This window comes from Priestia sp. YIM B13552, from assembly GCF_042787775.1.
Taxonomy (GTDB): domain Bacteria; phylum Bacillota; class Bacilli; order Bacillales; family Bacillaceae_H; genus Priestia; species Priestia megaterium_E.
On sequence record NZ_JBHZOU010000003.1, the window covers coordinates 796,120 to 812,056 of the forward strand.

15 protein-coding genes are annotated in these 15,937 nt (G+C 37.6%); 7 read left to right on the forward strand and 8 right to left on the reverse strand.

Annotated features, from left to right (window positions below):
• Positions 1–45 precede the first annotated feature (45 nt).
• Both ACFX40_RS16150 and ACFX40_RS16155 read left to right on the forward strand, forming a co-directional pair.
• Positions 46–1,422: a M28 family peptidase gene (locus ACFX40_RS16150; protein WP_098525157.1), complete on the forward strand. Its 1,377-nt coding sequence runs from the start codon at positions 46–48 to the stop codon at positions 1,420–1,422.
• A gap of 165 nt (positions 1,423–1,587) precedes the next feature.
• Complete coding sequence (locus ACFX40_RS16155) at positions 1,588–3,066, forward strand: potassium/proton antiporter (RefSeq protein WP_377255578.1); 1,479 nt, start codon at positions 1,588–1,590, stop codon at positions 3,064–3,066.
• A gap of 39 nt (positions 3,067–3,105) precedes the next feature.
• Here the strand turns inward: ACFX40_RS16155 and ACFX40_RS16160 are convergent, their stop codons facing one another.
• Positions 3,106–3,873: a polysaccharide deacetylase family protein gene (locus ACFX40_RS16160; protein WP_025752060.1), complete on the reverse strand. Its 768-nt coding sequence runs from the start codon at positions 3,871–3,873 to the stop codon at positions 3,106–3,108.
• Entirely contained in the window at positions 3,874–4,017 is a 144-nt protein-coding gene (locus ACFX40_RS16165) for a hypothetical protein (protein ID WP_013056734.1), read from the reverse strand. It lies immediately after the preceding gene.
• A gap of 139 nt (positions 4,018–4,156) precedes the next feature.
• Here ACFX40_RS16165 and ACFX40_RS16170 point away from each other — a divergent pair, with 139 nt between their 5' ends.
• The gene (locus ACFX40_RS16170) at positions 4,157–4,666 is read left to right on the forward strand and encodes a hypothetical protein (protein WP_098249885.1); all 510 of its coding nucleotides are present in this window, start codon (positions 4,157–4,159) and stop codon (positions 4,664–4,666) included.
• A 21-nt stretch (positions 4,667–4,687) separates the two neighbouring features.
• A complete protein-coding gene (locus ACFX40_RS16175) occupies positions 4,688–5,263 on the forward strand; it encodes a hypothetical protein (protein ID WP_328249676.1) in 576 nt (191 codons plus the stop codon).
• Between the two features lie 46 nt (positions 5,264–5,309).
• Here the strand turns inward: ACFX40_RS16175 and ACFX40_RS16180 are convergent, their stop codons facing one another.
• The 3 genes from ACFX40_RS16180 to ltaS all read right to left on the reverse strand — a co-directional run bounded on the left by ACFX40_RS16180 (position 5,310) and on the right by ltaS (position 9,228).
• Entirely contained in the window at positions 5,310–6,455 is a 1,146-nt protein-coding gene (locus ACFX40_RS16180; protein ID WP_377255581.1) for a toxic anion resistance protein, read from the reverse strand.
• 24 nt (positions 6,456–6,479) lie between these two features.
• The gene (locus ACFX40_RS16185) at positions 6,480–7,124 is read right to left on the reverse strand and encodes a 5-bromo-4-chloroindolyl phosphate hydrolysis family protein (protein WP_028408775.1); all 645 of its coding nucleotides are present in this window, start codon (positions 7,122–7,124) and stop codon (positions 6,480–6,482) included.
• A 166-nt stretch (positions 7,125–7,290) separates the two neighbouring features.
• On the reverse strand, positions 7,291–9,228 hold the full coding sequence (gene ltaS / locus ACFX40_RS16190; protein ID WP_013056729.1) for a lipoteichoic acid synthase: 1,938 nt from the start codon (positions 9,226–9,228) through the stop codon (positions 7,291–7,293).
• A gap of 669 nt (positions 9,229–9,897) precedes the next feature.
• Here ltaS and ACFX40_RS16195 point away from each other — a divergent pair.
• On the forward strand, positions 9,898–10,350 hold the full coding sequence (locus tag ACFX40_RS16195) for a hypothetical protein (protein ID WP_028408776.1): 453 nt from the start codon (positions 9,898–9,900) through the stop codon (positions 10,348–10,350).
• 2 nt (positions 10,351–10,352) lie between these two features.
• Here the strand turns inward: ACFX40_RS16195 and ACFX40_RS16200 are convergent, their stop codons facing one another.
• Both ACFX40_RS16200 and ACFX40_RS16205 read right to left on the reverse strand, forming a co-directional pair.
• Complete coding sequence (locus ACFX40_RS16200) at positions 10,353–10,865, reverse strand: glycosyl-4,4'-diaponeurosporenoate acyltransferase CrtO family protein (RefSeq protein WP_225049700.1); 513 nt, start codon at positions 10,863–10,865, stop codon at positions 10,353–10,355.
• Positions 10,808–11,911: a glycosyltransferase family 2 protein gene (locus tag ACFX40_RS16205; RefSeq protein ID WP_098333298.1), complete on the reverse strand. Its 1,104-nt coding sequence runs from the start codon at positions 11,909–11,911 to the stop codon at positions 10,808–10,810. The genes ACFX40_RS16200 and ACFX40_RS16205 overlap by 58 nt, the downstream gene beginning before the upstream one ends.
• A gap of 136 nt (positions 11,912–12,047) precedes the next feature.
• On the opposite strand from ACFX40_RS16205, the gene ACFX40_RS16210 reads away from it, so the two are divergent.
• Complete coding sequence (locus ACFX40_RS16210) at positions 12,048–13,559, forward strand: phytoene desaturase family protein (protein WP_028408779.1); 1,512 nt, start codon at positions 12,048–12,050, stop codon at positions 13,557–13,559.
• 31 nt (positions 13,560–13,590) lie between these two features.
• Here the strand turns inward: ACFX40_RS16210 and ACFX40_RS16215 are convergent, their stop codons facing one another.
• Complete coding sequence (locus tag ACFX40_RS16215; protein WP_098791427.1) at positions 13,591–14,343, reverse strand: SDR family NAD(P)-dependent oxidoreductase; 753 nt, start codon at positions 14,341–14,343, stop codon at positions 13,591–13,593.
• Between the two features lie 219 nt (positions 14,344–14,562).
• Between ACFX40_RS16215 and ACFX40_RS16220 the strand changes: the two genes are divergently transcribed.
• Positions 14,563–15,936 (forward strand): MATE family efflux transporter, encoded by a 1,374-nt coding sequence (locus ACFX40_RS16220; protein WP_028408781.1) that lies wholly within the window; start codon positions 14,563–14,565, stop codon positions 15,934–15,936.
• The last annotated feature ends 1 nt before the right edge of the window (position 15,937 follow it).

Below are 15,937 nucleotides of genomic sequence, written 5' to 3' on the forward strand. Positions count from 1 at the left end.
AATTCGAGTAGTACCAACTACATCGATAAATTTAGGGGGATTTTAATGAAAAAAACCGTGATTTCTTTGGCTGTAGCAACAAGTTTGACTTTATCTTTTACAAGTGTACAAGCTTCTACTTCTGCAAATGCTTCTCACCATCAAAGTTCTGAACAAAAAGTATTAAAAAAAATCAATGCTGAGAAAATTTATCAAGACATTGCGTATCTCTCAAAAAAACCTCGTGTGGCAGGAACTGAAGCTGAACGCGAAGCTGCTACATTTGTTCAAAAGCGTTTGTCTAAACTAGGCTATGAGAGCGCAGTAGAGCCTTTTACCTTTACCGGTTACACACCAGCAGCTAGTTTTTCACTAAGCGTAAACGGTACCAGCTACTCTCCGACAACTTTTACTTATAGCACCAATGGAAATGTCACTGCTGAAATTGTAGATGGAGGGCTGGGTACAAAAGATAATTTAGCAAACAAAGATGTGACAGGTAAAATTGTATTAGTTCAGCGAGGCACTATTACTTTTGGTGAAAAAGTATTAAATGCTGCTGAAAAAGGAGCTGCAGCCGTCATTATTTTTAATAATACAGACGGTGAGCTAAACGGAACGCTTGGCGGCGCTAATGATAACTACATTCCGTCTCTTGCTGTTACCAAAGAAGAAGGTGACAAGGTTCTTACTTCTATTCAAAAAGGCGAAAAGCCTTCAGGTACAGTAAAAATTGAAGGAGCTGTCGTAAGTGAGCGAACATCTTATAATGTAACCGCTACTAAACCTTCTACTTTTAAGAAAAAAGGAACAAATGATATTATTGTAGTAGGTGCTCATCATGATTCTGTGGCCGGAGCGCCTGGGGCAAATGACGATGCTTCTGGAACAGCAATGGTGCTTGAATTAGCTCGCGTATTTAAAACTCTTCCTACTGATACAGAACTGCGATTTGTCACATTCGGAGCTGAAGAAGTAGGCTTACTAGGATCCGAGCATTATGTTAGTGAGCTATCTGAAGATGAGAAAAATCGTATTGTTGGAATGTTTAATTTAGACATGGTAGGAAGTCAAGATGCGGGAGATTTGGTGATGAATACAGCTGATGGAACACCAAATCTTGTCACAGAATTAGCTCAAGCTTCAAGTACAAGATTAAATGGAGCACCTACGCCATTCCAAGCTGGCGGCCGCAGTGATCACGTTCCGTTTGCAGAAGCAGGAATACCGGCTGCTCTATTTATTCACAGTCCGTCTGAACCTTGGTATCATACGCCTGAAGATAACCTTGATAAAATAAGCAAAGAAAAACTTCAAGATGTGGCTGAGATTGTTGGAACAGCTATTTACGATCGTTCCCGTCCCGACCAACAAGGTTCTTCAGTTAAAAAGAAAGCAACATTTAAAGCTCCTCATCTTTATCACGAGCAAGATGTTAAGTAAGAATCTGTCCCTGTTATTCATACATGATCAAAAAAAGAGATGTTTATGCATCTCTTTTTTTGATAAGCAGATTTCTCAAGGTTTTAAATCCATTATGCTACAATTATTATAGAGGAACCTCATTTATTACTTACATAAAAATTTTGAACAAACGAGGTGTATTTTTTGGATTTTACGGTAGACCATTCAATTCTTTTACTATCTATTCTCCTTGTCATAGGGGTACTTACTGCAAAGTTCTCTACTCGCCTTGGAGTCCCTTCGCTTGTACTCTTTATTATTGTAGGAATGGTTGTTAGCCACTACATCTACTTTGACAATGCTCTTTTAACACAAGGATTCGGAATATTAGCGCTTATCATTATTCTTTTTGATGGGGGCGTGCAGACCAAATGGAAAGATGTTAAACGCGTTGTTCGCCCTTCCGTTTCATTAGCTACTTTCGGAGTCCTCATTACGACAGTTTTAACAGGTGTACTTGCCAAATATATTTTAGGTGTTACTTGGCTTGAAGGCTTTTTATTCGGGGCAATCGTTGGCTCTACAGATGCTGCAGCCGTGTTCTCTGTACTAGGGACACAGAATATCCGCCAAAAATTAAACTCCACGCTAGAAGCAGAATCTGGTTCCAATGATCCGATGGCCATCTTCTTAACCGTTTCTATTATTGAATTAATTCAACATCCAGACTCTCCTATCCTCTCGTTAATCCTTAATTTCTTTTGGCAAATGGGAATCGGGCTGGTACTTGGTTTAGTACTCGGAAAAGCAGCCGTGTGGATTATTAATCGAATTAATTTAGATTCTTCAGGTCTTTACCCTGTGCTTACATTGTCATTAGCCGCCTTAACCTATGGAATTTCCACATTTGTAGAAGCAAGCGGTCTACTTGCTGTATATGTAATGGCAGTGGTAGTAGGGAATGCAGATCTAACTTATCGTCACACAATTGTCCGCTTTAACGAAGGTTTTGCATGGATGATGCAAATTTTAATGTTTATTTTACTCGGCCTTCTTGTCTTTCCTAATCAACTGCTAGATATCATTTGGCAGGGTATACTGTTATCTCTTTTACTTATGTTTGTCGCTCGTCCACTCGGCGTATTTCTTTCGATGATGTTTGCTAAATACTCATCCAAAGAAAAACTGTTTATTTCTTGGGCCGGTTTAAAAGGAGCTGTTCCAATTGTATTGGCTACTTATCCTATGATGGCAGGTTTGGAGAACAGCACGCTCATTTTTAACGTCGTTTTCTTTGTTGTTTTAACTTCCGCTCTTCTTCAAGGAGCAACAATCGCTCCTTTAGCCAAATTTCTAAACCTTTCTCAAGGTGAAAAAGAGACGGTTCCTCACAGTCTCGAGCTTGTTTCGATGGGCAAAACAAAAAATGAAATGATTGAGTTGAAGCTCGTGGAACATGCAGATATATCAGGAAAATCGCTTGAAGAACTTCACCTCCCTGAAGACATTTTAGTGACTGCTGTTATTCGAGATGATAAACTACTTACCCCTAGAGGAAATACACAAATTTTTGCAGGTGATACATTATATATTCTTATTTCGAAGAAAAAACGGGATAAAGTAAAAGCATTTTTCCAAAAAAATACGTCTGATGGGGACAAAAGAGAAGGAAAAACCAGTTAAAAAATTGGTTAAAGTCTTTACGAGAAAAACAGCACTCGATTATTGAACGGAGTGCTGTTTTTGCTGTTGCATCAAATAAAGAGATTTATAATTGGGGTGATGTTTTAAAAGTTCTGAGACCGTTACAAATTTATACCCCTCTTCCTTTAACTTCGGCAAAATTTGTTTTAATGCTTCAATGGTTTGGGTTCGATCTCCTCCCGTATCATGAAACAATACAATATCTCCTGACCTGGCATGGTTAAGCACTTGACTTACAATTTTACCTACGCCTGGATTTCTCCAATCAAATGTATCTTGATGCCAAGACCAAAGAATAATGGTATACTGCTGATTTTTAGCAGCTTTTACTACCCGATCGTCATAATAGCCAGTAGGTGGACGAAACAGGTAAGGTTTTATTCCTGTAATAGCTTGTATACGTTCATCCGCTTTTTCAATTTCTTGTTCAATTCTCTCTACTTCCTGGCCCCTTACTTTCAAATGGCTATATGTATGATTAGCAAGTTCATGCCCTTCACGAACTTCTCTTTGAGCAAGCTTGGGAAACGATGTTACTCGATCGCCGACTACAAAAAAAGTTGCTTTGGCACCGTACTCTTGCAATAAATTCAAAATGGTCGGCGTATATTTAGGATCTGGTCCATCATCAAATGTAAGCGCAATTAACTTCTCGTCTTTCATGGGAACTTCCCACACGATATCTCCTTTTTTTTCATAATAAAATCTGCTCTTCTTTGCAGCATCCGCCTGAATACCATAGAAATTAATGGAAACAATAATGATAATTGACAAGCACCATTTCACTCAATGACCTCCTTTTTTGTCTAGGTGTGATTCATGCGTATTGTCAATAAACGCTTTGATACCAACTGCAAATAATCGTTCATCACCCAAACACACGCGCTGTTGACGGCGATTAGCTGCAGAAGTTGATTTACGGTTTTTCATAGTCTTCTCTCCATTACTAATTGATTGTGTTTTTAGCTTTACCAAAAAGTCAAAAATAAACCTACGGGTTCTAACATGGCGAAAACATTTTTTTATAGTAACTACACGCTGTCTAGCGTTTTGAATAGGAGATATATACATGCGAAAATTTTATTTAGCGCTTCTGTTAATGATAAGCATAACCATGGTTATACTGCCTTCTGTTAAAGCAGTCAGTGAAAGCAATAAGGAACATCAGCAGCTCACCGTAAGCGAACAAGGATATTCTCTTTCATTGCCCAATGAATATACGCTTCAAAAAGAAGAGGATGGAAAAGATATTCTTTTTTCAACCAAGACTCCCTATACGTGGATGCGAATTGAAGTCCTTTCCGGGAAAGAAAGTACAAGCAAATCATATCTAGATCGTTCAAAAAAATTGTTTGATGACCAGTTTGGAAAATCGTTAAAAATTTCTTCTGCATCCCCATTTCTTCAACCTGTTGTGTTTGCATCTACATCAGGGAGCAAAAAAGAAACGGCAAAGCTGTATGTACTGAGAGAAACAAAGGGGCACCCTGCTTTAAAAATCACGATGGTTACAGCTAAAAATTCTGATGATGAAAAAAAGTTAATTTCAATTGTGAACTCAGTAAAAACGCATGAATGAAAATAGATAAGGAAGCCAGCTATGAAAAAAAAGATATTTCTTGTTTGCTTTATATGTTTGATGAGTGGCTGCTCAACTGCTTTTCGTGAAGAGCTTATTAACACACAAGAAGAAATTCCAAAAGAACGCTTGCCACAGCAAAAGTTCACCTATCCTTACAAAGGAAGCAGCAGAACAGATGCGGGTTATCTTAAAAGAAGCACCAATCAAAACTATACGCTTTACGTACTAGAAGGATACGAGTTTACAGAAGAAGAGCCACGAAAAGATGTCATTTACAACAAAAAAAATGATGCTTTGTGGATGCGGATTGAAGTGTTTCCCTCAAATAAAAGTGTAAAGGAGCTCAATAAAGAAACAAAAAAAATTTTAAGAGCTGGCTTTTCAGAAGTGGCTTCCCTTGATACGCACCTCATTCACCATAACTTAGAGATAGAAGCTGCGTACAAAGCATCAGATGATAAAAGTAACGCATACGGTTTTCTCGTTCGAAAGCAAAATCATCACCCTACTTTCCGGTTAACGATCTTTGCTCCTAAATCCGAAAGGGATTTAACGCCGTTTTTAGAAATGGCGAGAACGCTTCAAAATGCATAAAACAGAGAAAAAGTCGGTTTACAAAGTGTGTAAACCGACTTTTTCTTTATTTCATATCTAACAGTTTAGTTTTTAAATCTTTTTCCATTTGATACAGCTCTGATTCCGCCTCGGTACGCTTCGTACGTCCTTCTTCTTGTATCTTTAGCACTTCTTCTAACGTGGTAATCAAATCGGACTGTGTTTTTTTCAATGTTTCGATATCGACAATCCCCGCCTCGTTTTCACGAGCTACTTCAATCGTGTTCTGCTTGAGCAGCTCTGAATTTTTAGTAAGCAAGTCGTTTGTTGTCTTAGATACTTGCTTTTGGGCTTCCATTGCTTTCTTTTGGCGTAATAAAGTGGTTGCGATTACTACTTGATTTTTCCAAAGGGGAATAGCTGTTAAAATAGAGCTTTGAATTTTTTCAACAAGGGTCTGATTGACTTCTTGAATTAATCGAATCTGCGGTGCACTTTGAATGGCAATTTGACGGCTCAGTTTTAAATCATGCACTCGTTTTTCTAGCCTATTGATAAATTGATTTAAATCATTGACCTCCTGAGCCATCAAGTAGTCATTTTTTTGAGATGCTTTTTGCTGAAGCTGGGGCAGCGTTTCATTCTGCAGCGCCACTAACTTGTATTCTGCCGCTGCAATGTAGACGTTAAGCGCCTCGTAAAACTGTTTATTTTTATCATATAAGCTATCTAGCATCGTAATGTCTCGATACAGCATTTGTTTTGAGCGCTCTAACTTATCTGCAATTTTATCAATTTCAACATTAATGCTTTGATATTTTGTTAATAAATTTTGAATAGGCCTAGAGACTCCTGAAAACAATCGACCGATAACTCCTTTTTTCTTTGCAGAAAAATCATCGGGATTCACTTGGCGAATCTTACTCATTAAATCTCCTATAACGTCTCCTACTGGTCCCGTATCTTTCGTTTGCACATGCTGTAGCACAGATTGAGAAAACTGAGATAGTTCTGACTGAGCTGCTACCCCGTACTGTAAGATCGCCTGCTGATTTTTATAATCAATTTGATTTGCGATTTTCTGTGCTTTTTCCTGATATTCCGGTGTCAAATCATCGTATGTGTTTCTTTTTGCAGCGCGAGAGTCCGATTGTACCTGCGGGGTAGGTGACGCAAAAGGATCATCAAGCAGCGCATCTAACGATTGATTTTGATTATATTCTTTCATCATAAAATCCCATCCTTTGCATTTACGTTACTTTGTGCGATTAGTAGCTGTCGGTATATACGGCTGCTCTTCTTCAAATGCTTGTTTTAGCACTTTAAGCTCTACATCTAATGTCAGCTTATCTTGTGAAAGAGCATTTGTTAATAAATGCTCATACTTCCCTGATAACCCGCGCAGCATGTCTTCCGCTTCATGAAGACTTTCTTTGACTTCTATGCTTTTCGTTGGTTTTGATAATAAAAACATATACCTTTCAATGACGGTAACCGTTGATTGTAAGTAGTTCGTAAAAAAGGGCTGAACATCTTTATAACGTGCGGGCTCTTTTTCTACCATTTCAATGATGCTTTTACCTACTTTGTATAGTTTAGAAAGTTCTGTCCACATATGAACAGACCGAATTTTAAAACGATAGCTTCCAATGGTTCTTAATTGCTTTCTTGCCTCTTTTACTTGATGACGAACGTATGCAATTTCTTCTCTATACGGATTTTGATAATGACGTCGAGCACTGCTTATAATAAAGAACAGGCTCATCACGACCATTACTCCTATACTAATGCCAAAGGATTGAATCATCGTGGTACTAAATCCAAAATAGCTGACCGGAACGGCTACTGCTCCTGTTACCCAAATGGCAAGAATCTTTTTTATGATTCGAACGACTTTCATCGCTTTCACTCCTATCTCAAATGTGACCGAACTTTTAAACGTATACATATTATACCATTGTCTTCCCGTCTCTTAAAACGATTACTGTTATAATTTATATACGGATAAAACCTTTAAAGGTTTCACAAAACAAAAAAACAGGCAGCTATTAAAAGCTGCCTGTTTTTTATTGATCTTCGCGCTTGTTGTAATCATACTTCGAGCGTTCAATTGGTTTGAACCCTTCTGGTGTATGAAAGCGGAGTAAATCTCCGTAAACAAGTTTATCTGATAGTTCTAGCTTTTTCTTAACTAGTTCATCATACTTATCGTACTGTTTCGCTTCCTTATCTGAAAGCTGCTTGCCCGTTGCATTGTCATACACTTTCTGGTCAACTTTTGTTACCTTAGGTGTAACAAAGTCACCGTTACGGAAAGGCACAACTTGCTGATGTTCTTTTGATAATAAGTCTGTACCAAAGTCAATATAGTCTTTTGTATCAAGACCTAATAAATGCATCACTGTTGGACGAACATCTACGTCTCCACCATACGTATGATTTACGCCGCCTTTAAGGCCTGGTGAAGTAATAAATAATGGTACGCGCTGCAGCTGAGCTTGTTCAAAATCATTGATGTTTTTACCCATTACTTTGCCCATTGCACGCTTATGGTTTTCAGAAATACCGTAGTGGTCACCGTACATCACGACCATCGTATTGTCTGCTAAGCCAGAGGCCTGTAAATCCTCAAAGAATTGCTTGATTGATTCATCTAAATAACGAGCCGTTTGGAAGTATTGGTCAACTGACTTATCTCCCGTATTGTGAGGTCCAATCGTTTGGTCTTCCTTATCTAGCGGATAAGGGAAGTGGTTTGATAACGTAATGAACTTCGCGCTAAATGGCTGCTTTAAGCCTTTTAGGTACGGCATTGATTCTTTAAAGAATGGTTTATCTTTTAAACCATAGTTCAGCGTATCTTCGTCTGACATATTGTAATAAGCTGAATCAAAGAATTTTTCTACACCCATTGATTTATACATTTCGTCACGGTTCCAGAACGATTTTCCATTTCCGTGGAACACAGATGTTGTATAGCCTTGCTGATCTAGAATACCAGACAGCGACTGATAGGTGTTATTTGCTTTTGTTGTAAATACAGAACCTTGAGGTAAGCCGAATAATGAGTTCTCCATCATGAATTCAGCATCTGACGTTTTACCTTGCCCTGTTTGATGGAAGAAGTTATCGAAATACATTGTGTTCTGATCTTTTAATAGTGAATTTAAGAATGGCGTTACTTCTTCACCATTTAACTTATAACCAATCATAAATGACTGAAGTGACTCTAATGAAATATAGATGACGTTTTTGCCTTTTGCTTGACCGAAATATTCTTTGTTCGGCTCAGCATATGTTGCTTTTGCATAGTTCTCTACCTCAGCCACATCACTGCTATCTGCTAGCGCGCGCTGTGCTGAAGATTTCGAGCTCTGGATGATGTCATAGATCGTATAGTTATACGTTCCTAAATATTTTACTAAATAGTTGCGGTCAAATGTTCTTGTTAATAGTTGAGGACGATCCATTTCCGCTAGTGCGATGTTGGCACTTAAGAATAAAATCCCTGATAAAAATACACCTGTCACAGTACGTCGACTAATCGTTGCTGGTAAGTCAACTTTTTTCCATAGTACTAAAACTAAAAGAATAAAGAAATCTGTGAAGTATAAAATATCAGTTGGGCTAATTAAAGCCATGGCACTGCCGCCTAATTGACCAAAGTTGTTTGACTGAGTCAATACAGGAACAGTAATAAAATCATTAAAGAAGCGATAGTACACTACATTTGCGTACAGGATGAATGAAAGTAAAAAATTCATTCCAAGCAGTGCTCGTACTTTTCCGCGCCCTTTAAATAGTAGTGCAATGGCAAAAAAGAAAATTGCCGAACCAATTGGGTTTATGAAAAGTAAGAACTTTTGCATAAAATTATCTAGCCCTAAGTTAAATTCGATACGATAAACGGTATACGTTTTAATCCAAAACAACAAAACTGCAATTAGAAATAACGGCAGCTGTTTCGAAAAAATATTTTTACCGTTTGTCATGAGCTGTTTCATATTCCCACCTCTGTCTCTATTGAAATTTAAGCTCACTTTTATTTTTATAGTAAATGTAAAAAGAAATCTCTCTTACAAAAAATGTAAGAGAGCTAATCTGTTCTTTCACATTTTAACTCTTTAAAAAAAATTGTCAACACCGCTACGTATAATTTTCACCAAACGTGAGAAAATAACTACTTTCTTATTCCCAGCTATATCGGCTTTCAAACACAAATGTTTCCTATGCTTTTTTCTTCTCACTATTTAATACGGACAGCTTCTCTTTAAGTTTCACTATTTTATATTTATTTTTTATTTTGTCCACTATACATATAAATTTAACACTTGCCTTAGTTTTCCTTCTCCTTTACAAGAGAATGCATAAAAGCACTTGTGAATATTTGTTATATCAATACCTCTTATTTTCTTTTCTTTCTACAGTAAACCACATATTTTGAGTTATTTCTTTCTTTAAATTTGAAAAAAATGTGTCAGTTTGCATCGAAAATTTTTATTTTTTTACCTTTTTGTTTATAATATAAATTATAAATATTATTTGAAATTTCAGATCTCTTTAACGTCTGATCTAGAAAGTGCATTTTTTATATAAAATTGGAATGAGTATGGGCTATGCATGCTTGTATACCTAGAAGTTTAAACGTCTTACATTTTTATAAAGGAGAAAAAATGAAAGAATGTATTGTTTTCATTACAAATATTATTAATGTATTGCACGACGGATTAATTTATATTTTTTATTTACTAGGATTTTCTCTTTCAGATAAAGAACTTCACTTCTGGATTATTGGTATTATTGGACTTCTCACGTTTTTAAGCGTTTATATGATCTTTAAATTATTGTCAAAGTGGAAATTTAGTATTACAGCTATTTCTTTTATCTATACCCTTACCGTTATGCTTGTCTTAGTTTTTGCCATTGAAATTCAGCAAGGAATTACCACTCGGGGCAATATGGAATTTGATGATGCCATAGCAGGTTTATGGGGGTTTTTAGTCTTTTTTAGTATTTATATCGCCTTTGCTTCTTTTTTTCTTTTATCCAAGAAGTTATTGTCTTCGAATAAAGAGAAAAAGATAAAAAACGAGGCCCCTACTCGGAGCCAAAGGCACGTGAATTAATTTCATTTGAGTTTCAAAACAACTTGATGAATTCGTATTCGATTATATCGTTGAACCAAGATAAACGGTACGTTTGCGACAATCGCATAAATAACCATCCAAACACCTATAGAAGGAGAGTTCCATATAAAAAAAAGAATAGAAGGAAGTATGCTGATCCAGTGAGTTAACTCTGCTCGATTTGTTTCAATTAAAAAAAGCTGTGCATATTCCTTCGTTCTACTCTCCCATTTCTTTTTATAAAATCCTCGTTTAAATAGCTTTCCTGCATCAGGAAGCCACGTTTTCCATCGGTGCACCCCGAATTTTTTATATATCCCAACTGTTTCCCACCTTTGAACCTTAAACAGCGCAAGGTCCTTCTTTAAATAAAAGGCAGAAATTTTTGTGCATCTGTAGGCGATGAACATGTGAATCACAAACCATGCCATGATATTAATTAAGAGCTGAGCACCTGTCATTTTATCACTTTCTTCTTTTTTTCTTCTTCTATAGATATGCTGCGTTCTTTCCATTTAACTTGCTTTCTCACCGCCGTTTGGACGAAAGACCATACGAATAGACCCAGAAAAAACAGTATATGAATAGGAAATAAGCACAAAGAAAAAAAGGTAAACGAACCTATTTTTCTTAAGCTATTAAATAAGAGGCTTACATAGCAAACATAGCTGCTAATTGCCAAGCCTGCATGTTGATTCCATAGAGTTGGTAAAAAAAGGATATAATTAATCATGCTAGTAAGCCACAAGCTTACTAGAAATAAATAAATGGCTTCCGTTTTCCCCGCACCTGAAGCAAAACTTTTACTCCACCCTCTTATAAGGCTTTTCATACCATTTGGATACATGCGCATGGAAAGAGCTCCCTGTCCACTCATACACGTAATAAATTCACCTTGTTTGTTCATTTTCTCAACCAGCGCCATATTTTCAACCACTTCTTTTTTTATCCCTTCGTGGCCTCCGCTTTGAAAGTAGGAGGCTGCGCTGCAAAGCAAGCACTGCCCGAAACCGACAGAAGGACTTTTCCAATTTTTAAAGGGGTGAAACGCGCCAATCGATGCAAACGTAACATAGTGAAATAAAGCAGAAAGCATTTCATAAGGCCTCTTAACAAGGTGATAAGGATGAACCGACAGCACACCCCCTTGCTGTTGATAATAGAAAAATACTTTTTCAATTCCGTCTTTCTCTACTGTAATATCAGCATCTAAAAACAAAAGCACCGAGCCTTTTGCTTCTCGTGCTCCATTCCAGCATGCCCATGACTTTCCTAGCCACCCAGCTGGAAGTGCGCCCGGTTGCACTACTTTTACGCCAAATGCTTTGGCTACCCTCTCAGTATTATCTGTTGAGCTGTCATCTACAACAATCACTTCAAAGTCAGCGTTCCGTAACTGGAGTGACTGCAATAAAAAGGTAAGGTTTCTTTCTTCATTTCTAGCTGGAATAATAATGGACAAACATGACATATTGTTTCTTACTATTTTTACACGTTTAAATGTAGGGATAGTGATGACAAGCGTAGCTGTCAAGACAAGAGCAACCAGTAAAAAAGACATCCTTTTCTCCTTTCCTTCACGTATGAAAATTAGCGAACTGGACAAAATAAAAAGTTGTAGACCTATTTTTATTTTGCGTGAAGTCATTTTATACACATTGTTGACAACTCGCTTTTGTTTTATAAGGAGGAAAAAGATGAAAAAGAAAGTAATTGTTGTAGGCGCAGGTTTAGGTGGTCTGTCAGCTGCTATTCGTCTGTCAGCTGATGGATATGATGTAACAGTCGTTGAAAAAAGCGAGCGAATTGGCGGTAAGTTAAATATTCGCAGCGGCAAAGGATTTTCTTTCGATACAGGACCTTCTATTTTAACGATGCCGTGGGTGCTAGAGCAGCTGTTTGACAGTGCAGGCCGCAATATCCACGACTACTTAACAATAGAACGAATTGAGCCTCAGTGGAGAACTTTTTTCCAAGATGGAACACAAATTGATTTGACCAGTGACCTTCCTCGCATGCTTCAGCAGCTTCAAGAACTTGCTCCAGAAGACATTGAAGGTTTTTTTGACTATTTATCTTATGCAAATAAAATGTATGAATCGAACTTAAAAAGTTTTTATAAAAAAAGTTTATCTGGACTGCATGATTTACGAACGATGCACACGGTAAAAGAACTGCTTCAAATGGATCCAATGAGATCTATGGATGCTACTACACGCAAATATTTTTCAAACAAACATTTGCGTCAATTGTTTAATTTTTTAATTATGTACATCGGTTCTTCTCCTTATCATGCACCGGCTGTATTAACACAGCTTGCTCACGTTCAACTAGGATTAGGTATTTATTACGTAAAAGGCGGAATGTACAAAATCGCTGAAGCGATGGATAAGCTTCTTCAAGAGCTTGGCGTCACTGTGCATCTAAATACGCCGGTAAAAGAAATCACAACAAGCGGAGCAAAGGCAACTGGGATTACACTAGAAAATGGCGAGAATCTATCAGCAGATATTGTGGTATCTAATCTAGAAGCAATTCCAACTTACCGCTATTTATTAAAAAATCATGCGCAGGCAGCTAAGCAAACTCAGCAGCTTGCTAAATTCGAGCCTACTGTTTCTGGCCTTGTTCTTTTATTAGGGGTTAACAAACAGTACAAGCAGCTTCAACATCATAATTTCTTCTTCTCAAAGGATCAGAAAGAAGAGTTTGATACAATCTTTAACAAAGGTCAAGTAGCCATGGATCCGACAATTTACATTGGCGTATCGTCTAAATCAGACCCTACGCAAGCTCCTGAAGGAAAAGAAAATCTGTTCGTTCTTACCCATGTACCTCCTTTAAAAGAAGGCGACGACTGGGCTGCATTAAAAGACCGCTACCGGGAAGTCATATTGAAAAAGCTTGAGGCAATGGGATTAGAAGACTTACGTTCAAGCATTGAGTTTGAATATACGTTTACTCCTAACGATATCCAAGAGCTTTACGGTGCTAACGGCGGGTCCATTTATGGCGTAGCAACTGACCGTAAGAAAAATGGAGGTTTTAAAATTCCGGCAAGAAGTCAGCTTCTTTCTAACCTTTATTTTGTGGGCGGCTCTACACACCCTGGAGGCGGCGTGCCAATGGTGACATTATCAGGTCAGCTTACAGCGGACGCAATTAATGAAGATTTTCAGATTCCTCGTATGCAAAAAGATATTGGATAATGAAAAAGTGCAGGAAATTCCTGCACTTTTTTTAAAAGTTCATTTTTGACTGTCCACCGTCTACGTTTAACGTAGCACCCACTATCCATGAAGCTTGAGAAGATGCTAAAAAAACAACGGCGTTTGCCACTTCTTCCGGCTCCCCAAAGCGCCCTGCTGGTATTTCGTTTTCAACAAACTGCTTAATCTTCTCCGGATTTTCATCCATTCTTTTTTTCCAATTACCCGTTTCATGCAAAATGCTTCCCGGCGCTACTCCATTTACACGAATTCCTTTAGAAATCATTTCATCTGCAAACGACTTTGTAAAGCTGATAAGCGCTGCTTTTGCGTTATTGTACGTGACTTTCCCTCCACTTTCTCTCCCGAAAATAGACGTCACATTAACGATTGCCGCATCTTTTGTCATACGAGCTGCTGCTAGCTTGCTCAAGTGAACAGCTGAAAAATAGTTAAGCTCCATCGCTTCTTTGAAAAGGGATAAATCTGTTTCCATTGCCTTGCTTCCATTACTTCCTCCAGCGTTATTAATTAAAATATCAATGCTTCCGAAGTCTTTAATGAATTTCTCGATTAATGCAACTCTGTCTGATTCGTTTGTTAGGTCTGCTGTATATGTACGTACGTTTTCTAATTTTGACTGTGCATCCTGTAGCGCTTCCTCTCCTCTTGCCGCAATTCCAACGTTTGCTCCTTCTTGAATAAACGAGGCAGCAATAGCTTTCCCAATTCCTTTTGACCCGCCGGTAATAAGTACATTTTTATTTTGCAACTGTAAATTCACACGTATCCCTCCACGTTAAATGATAATTACTATACTTTCTATCATAGCTCACTGCCTGTCAAAATTAAAATCATATACTATTTTACCTTTTTATTCCTTTTAAACGGTGCGTTTTATGGATACGTTCTTTGAATTTATTGTCAGAACTCTTAGCAAAAACAAGCCACGGCGTGATATAATGCTTTTTGGTGTAAATGTTTTCAAATTGGGGGTTTTTTAATGCAACAAATGTTTTCAACGTCTCAAAAAGTTAAGCAGTTCATTTTTATTTTATTTCCGATATTGGTCACCCAGTTTGGAATGTTTTCAATGACTTTTTTTGATACGATGATGTCAGGGAGGGTAAGTGCAGACGACTTGGCAGGGGTAGCGATTGGTTCAAGCTTATGGGTGCCTGTTTTTACAGGGCTAAGCGGAATTTTAATGTCTATTACGCCAATTGTTGCACAGCTTGTGGGAGCTAATCAAAAGAAAAAAGTTCCGTTCTCCGTCATTCAAGGGCTTTATGTCTCCATTTTAATGGCCGTTGTTATTATTTTAATCGGCTTTTTTGTTGTTGATCCTATTTTAAAAGAGATGAATTTAGAAGCAAACGTAATGCGCATTGCCAAACAGTATTTAATTGCTTTATCTTTTGGTATTATTCCGCTTTTTATTTATACGGTTTTACGAAACTTTATTGATGCTTTAGGGCAAACTCGTACGTCTATGCTTATCACCATTTTAGGGCTTCCGGTTAATGTAGCTTTAAACTATGTATTAATCTTCGGTAAGCTGGGCTTCCCACACTTGGGTGGAGTAGGCTCCGGTTATGCAACTGCCGTTACGTATTGGTGCATACTCATTGTATCCATTGTAATTATTCATAAAAAAGAACCTTTTTCTAACTTCAATTTATTTAAGAGATTTCACCGTATCTCTTTTTCTACTTGGAAAGAAATATTAAAAATTGGTTTACCTATCGGTTTTTCGGTCTTTTTCGAAACAAGTATTTTTTCAGCCGTCACGCTGTTTATGAGCTCGTATAATACCATTACAATCGCTTCTCACCAAGCAGCTATTAATTTTGCCTCATTTCTCTATATGATTCCGCTGAGTATTTCTATGGCTTTAACGATTGTTGTTGGATTTGAAGCGGGTGCTAAGCGTCATCAAGATGCACGAAGCTATAGCAGGATCGGTGTAACTATCGCTGTGGGCATGGCTTTTGTTTGCGCAGGTCTTTTATTTACTCTTCGAGAATCAGTAGCATCTTTATATACAAAAGATGCAGAGGTACTCGCATTAACTTCTCATTTTTTGATTTATGCAATTTTCTTTCAGCTTTCTGATGCTCTTCAAGCTCCTATTCAAGGCGCTCTGCGAGGATATAAGGATGTAAATGTTACCTTTTTAATGTCCTTGGTATCTTATTGGGTAATTGGTCTACCTTTAGGCATTGTTTTAGCAAAATACACCGATTTGCAGGCGTTTGGCTATTGGATTGGACTAATTGCGGGGCTTGCTGCAGGAGCAACAGGACTTGCGTATCGTTTGATAAAAATACAAAAAAAGCAGCTGCTAGAGGAGAATAAATCTTCTCGAACGGCTTAAA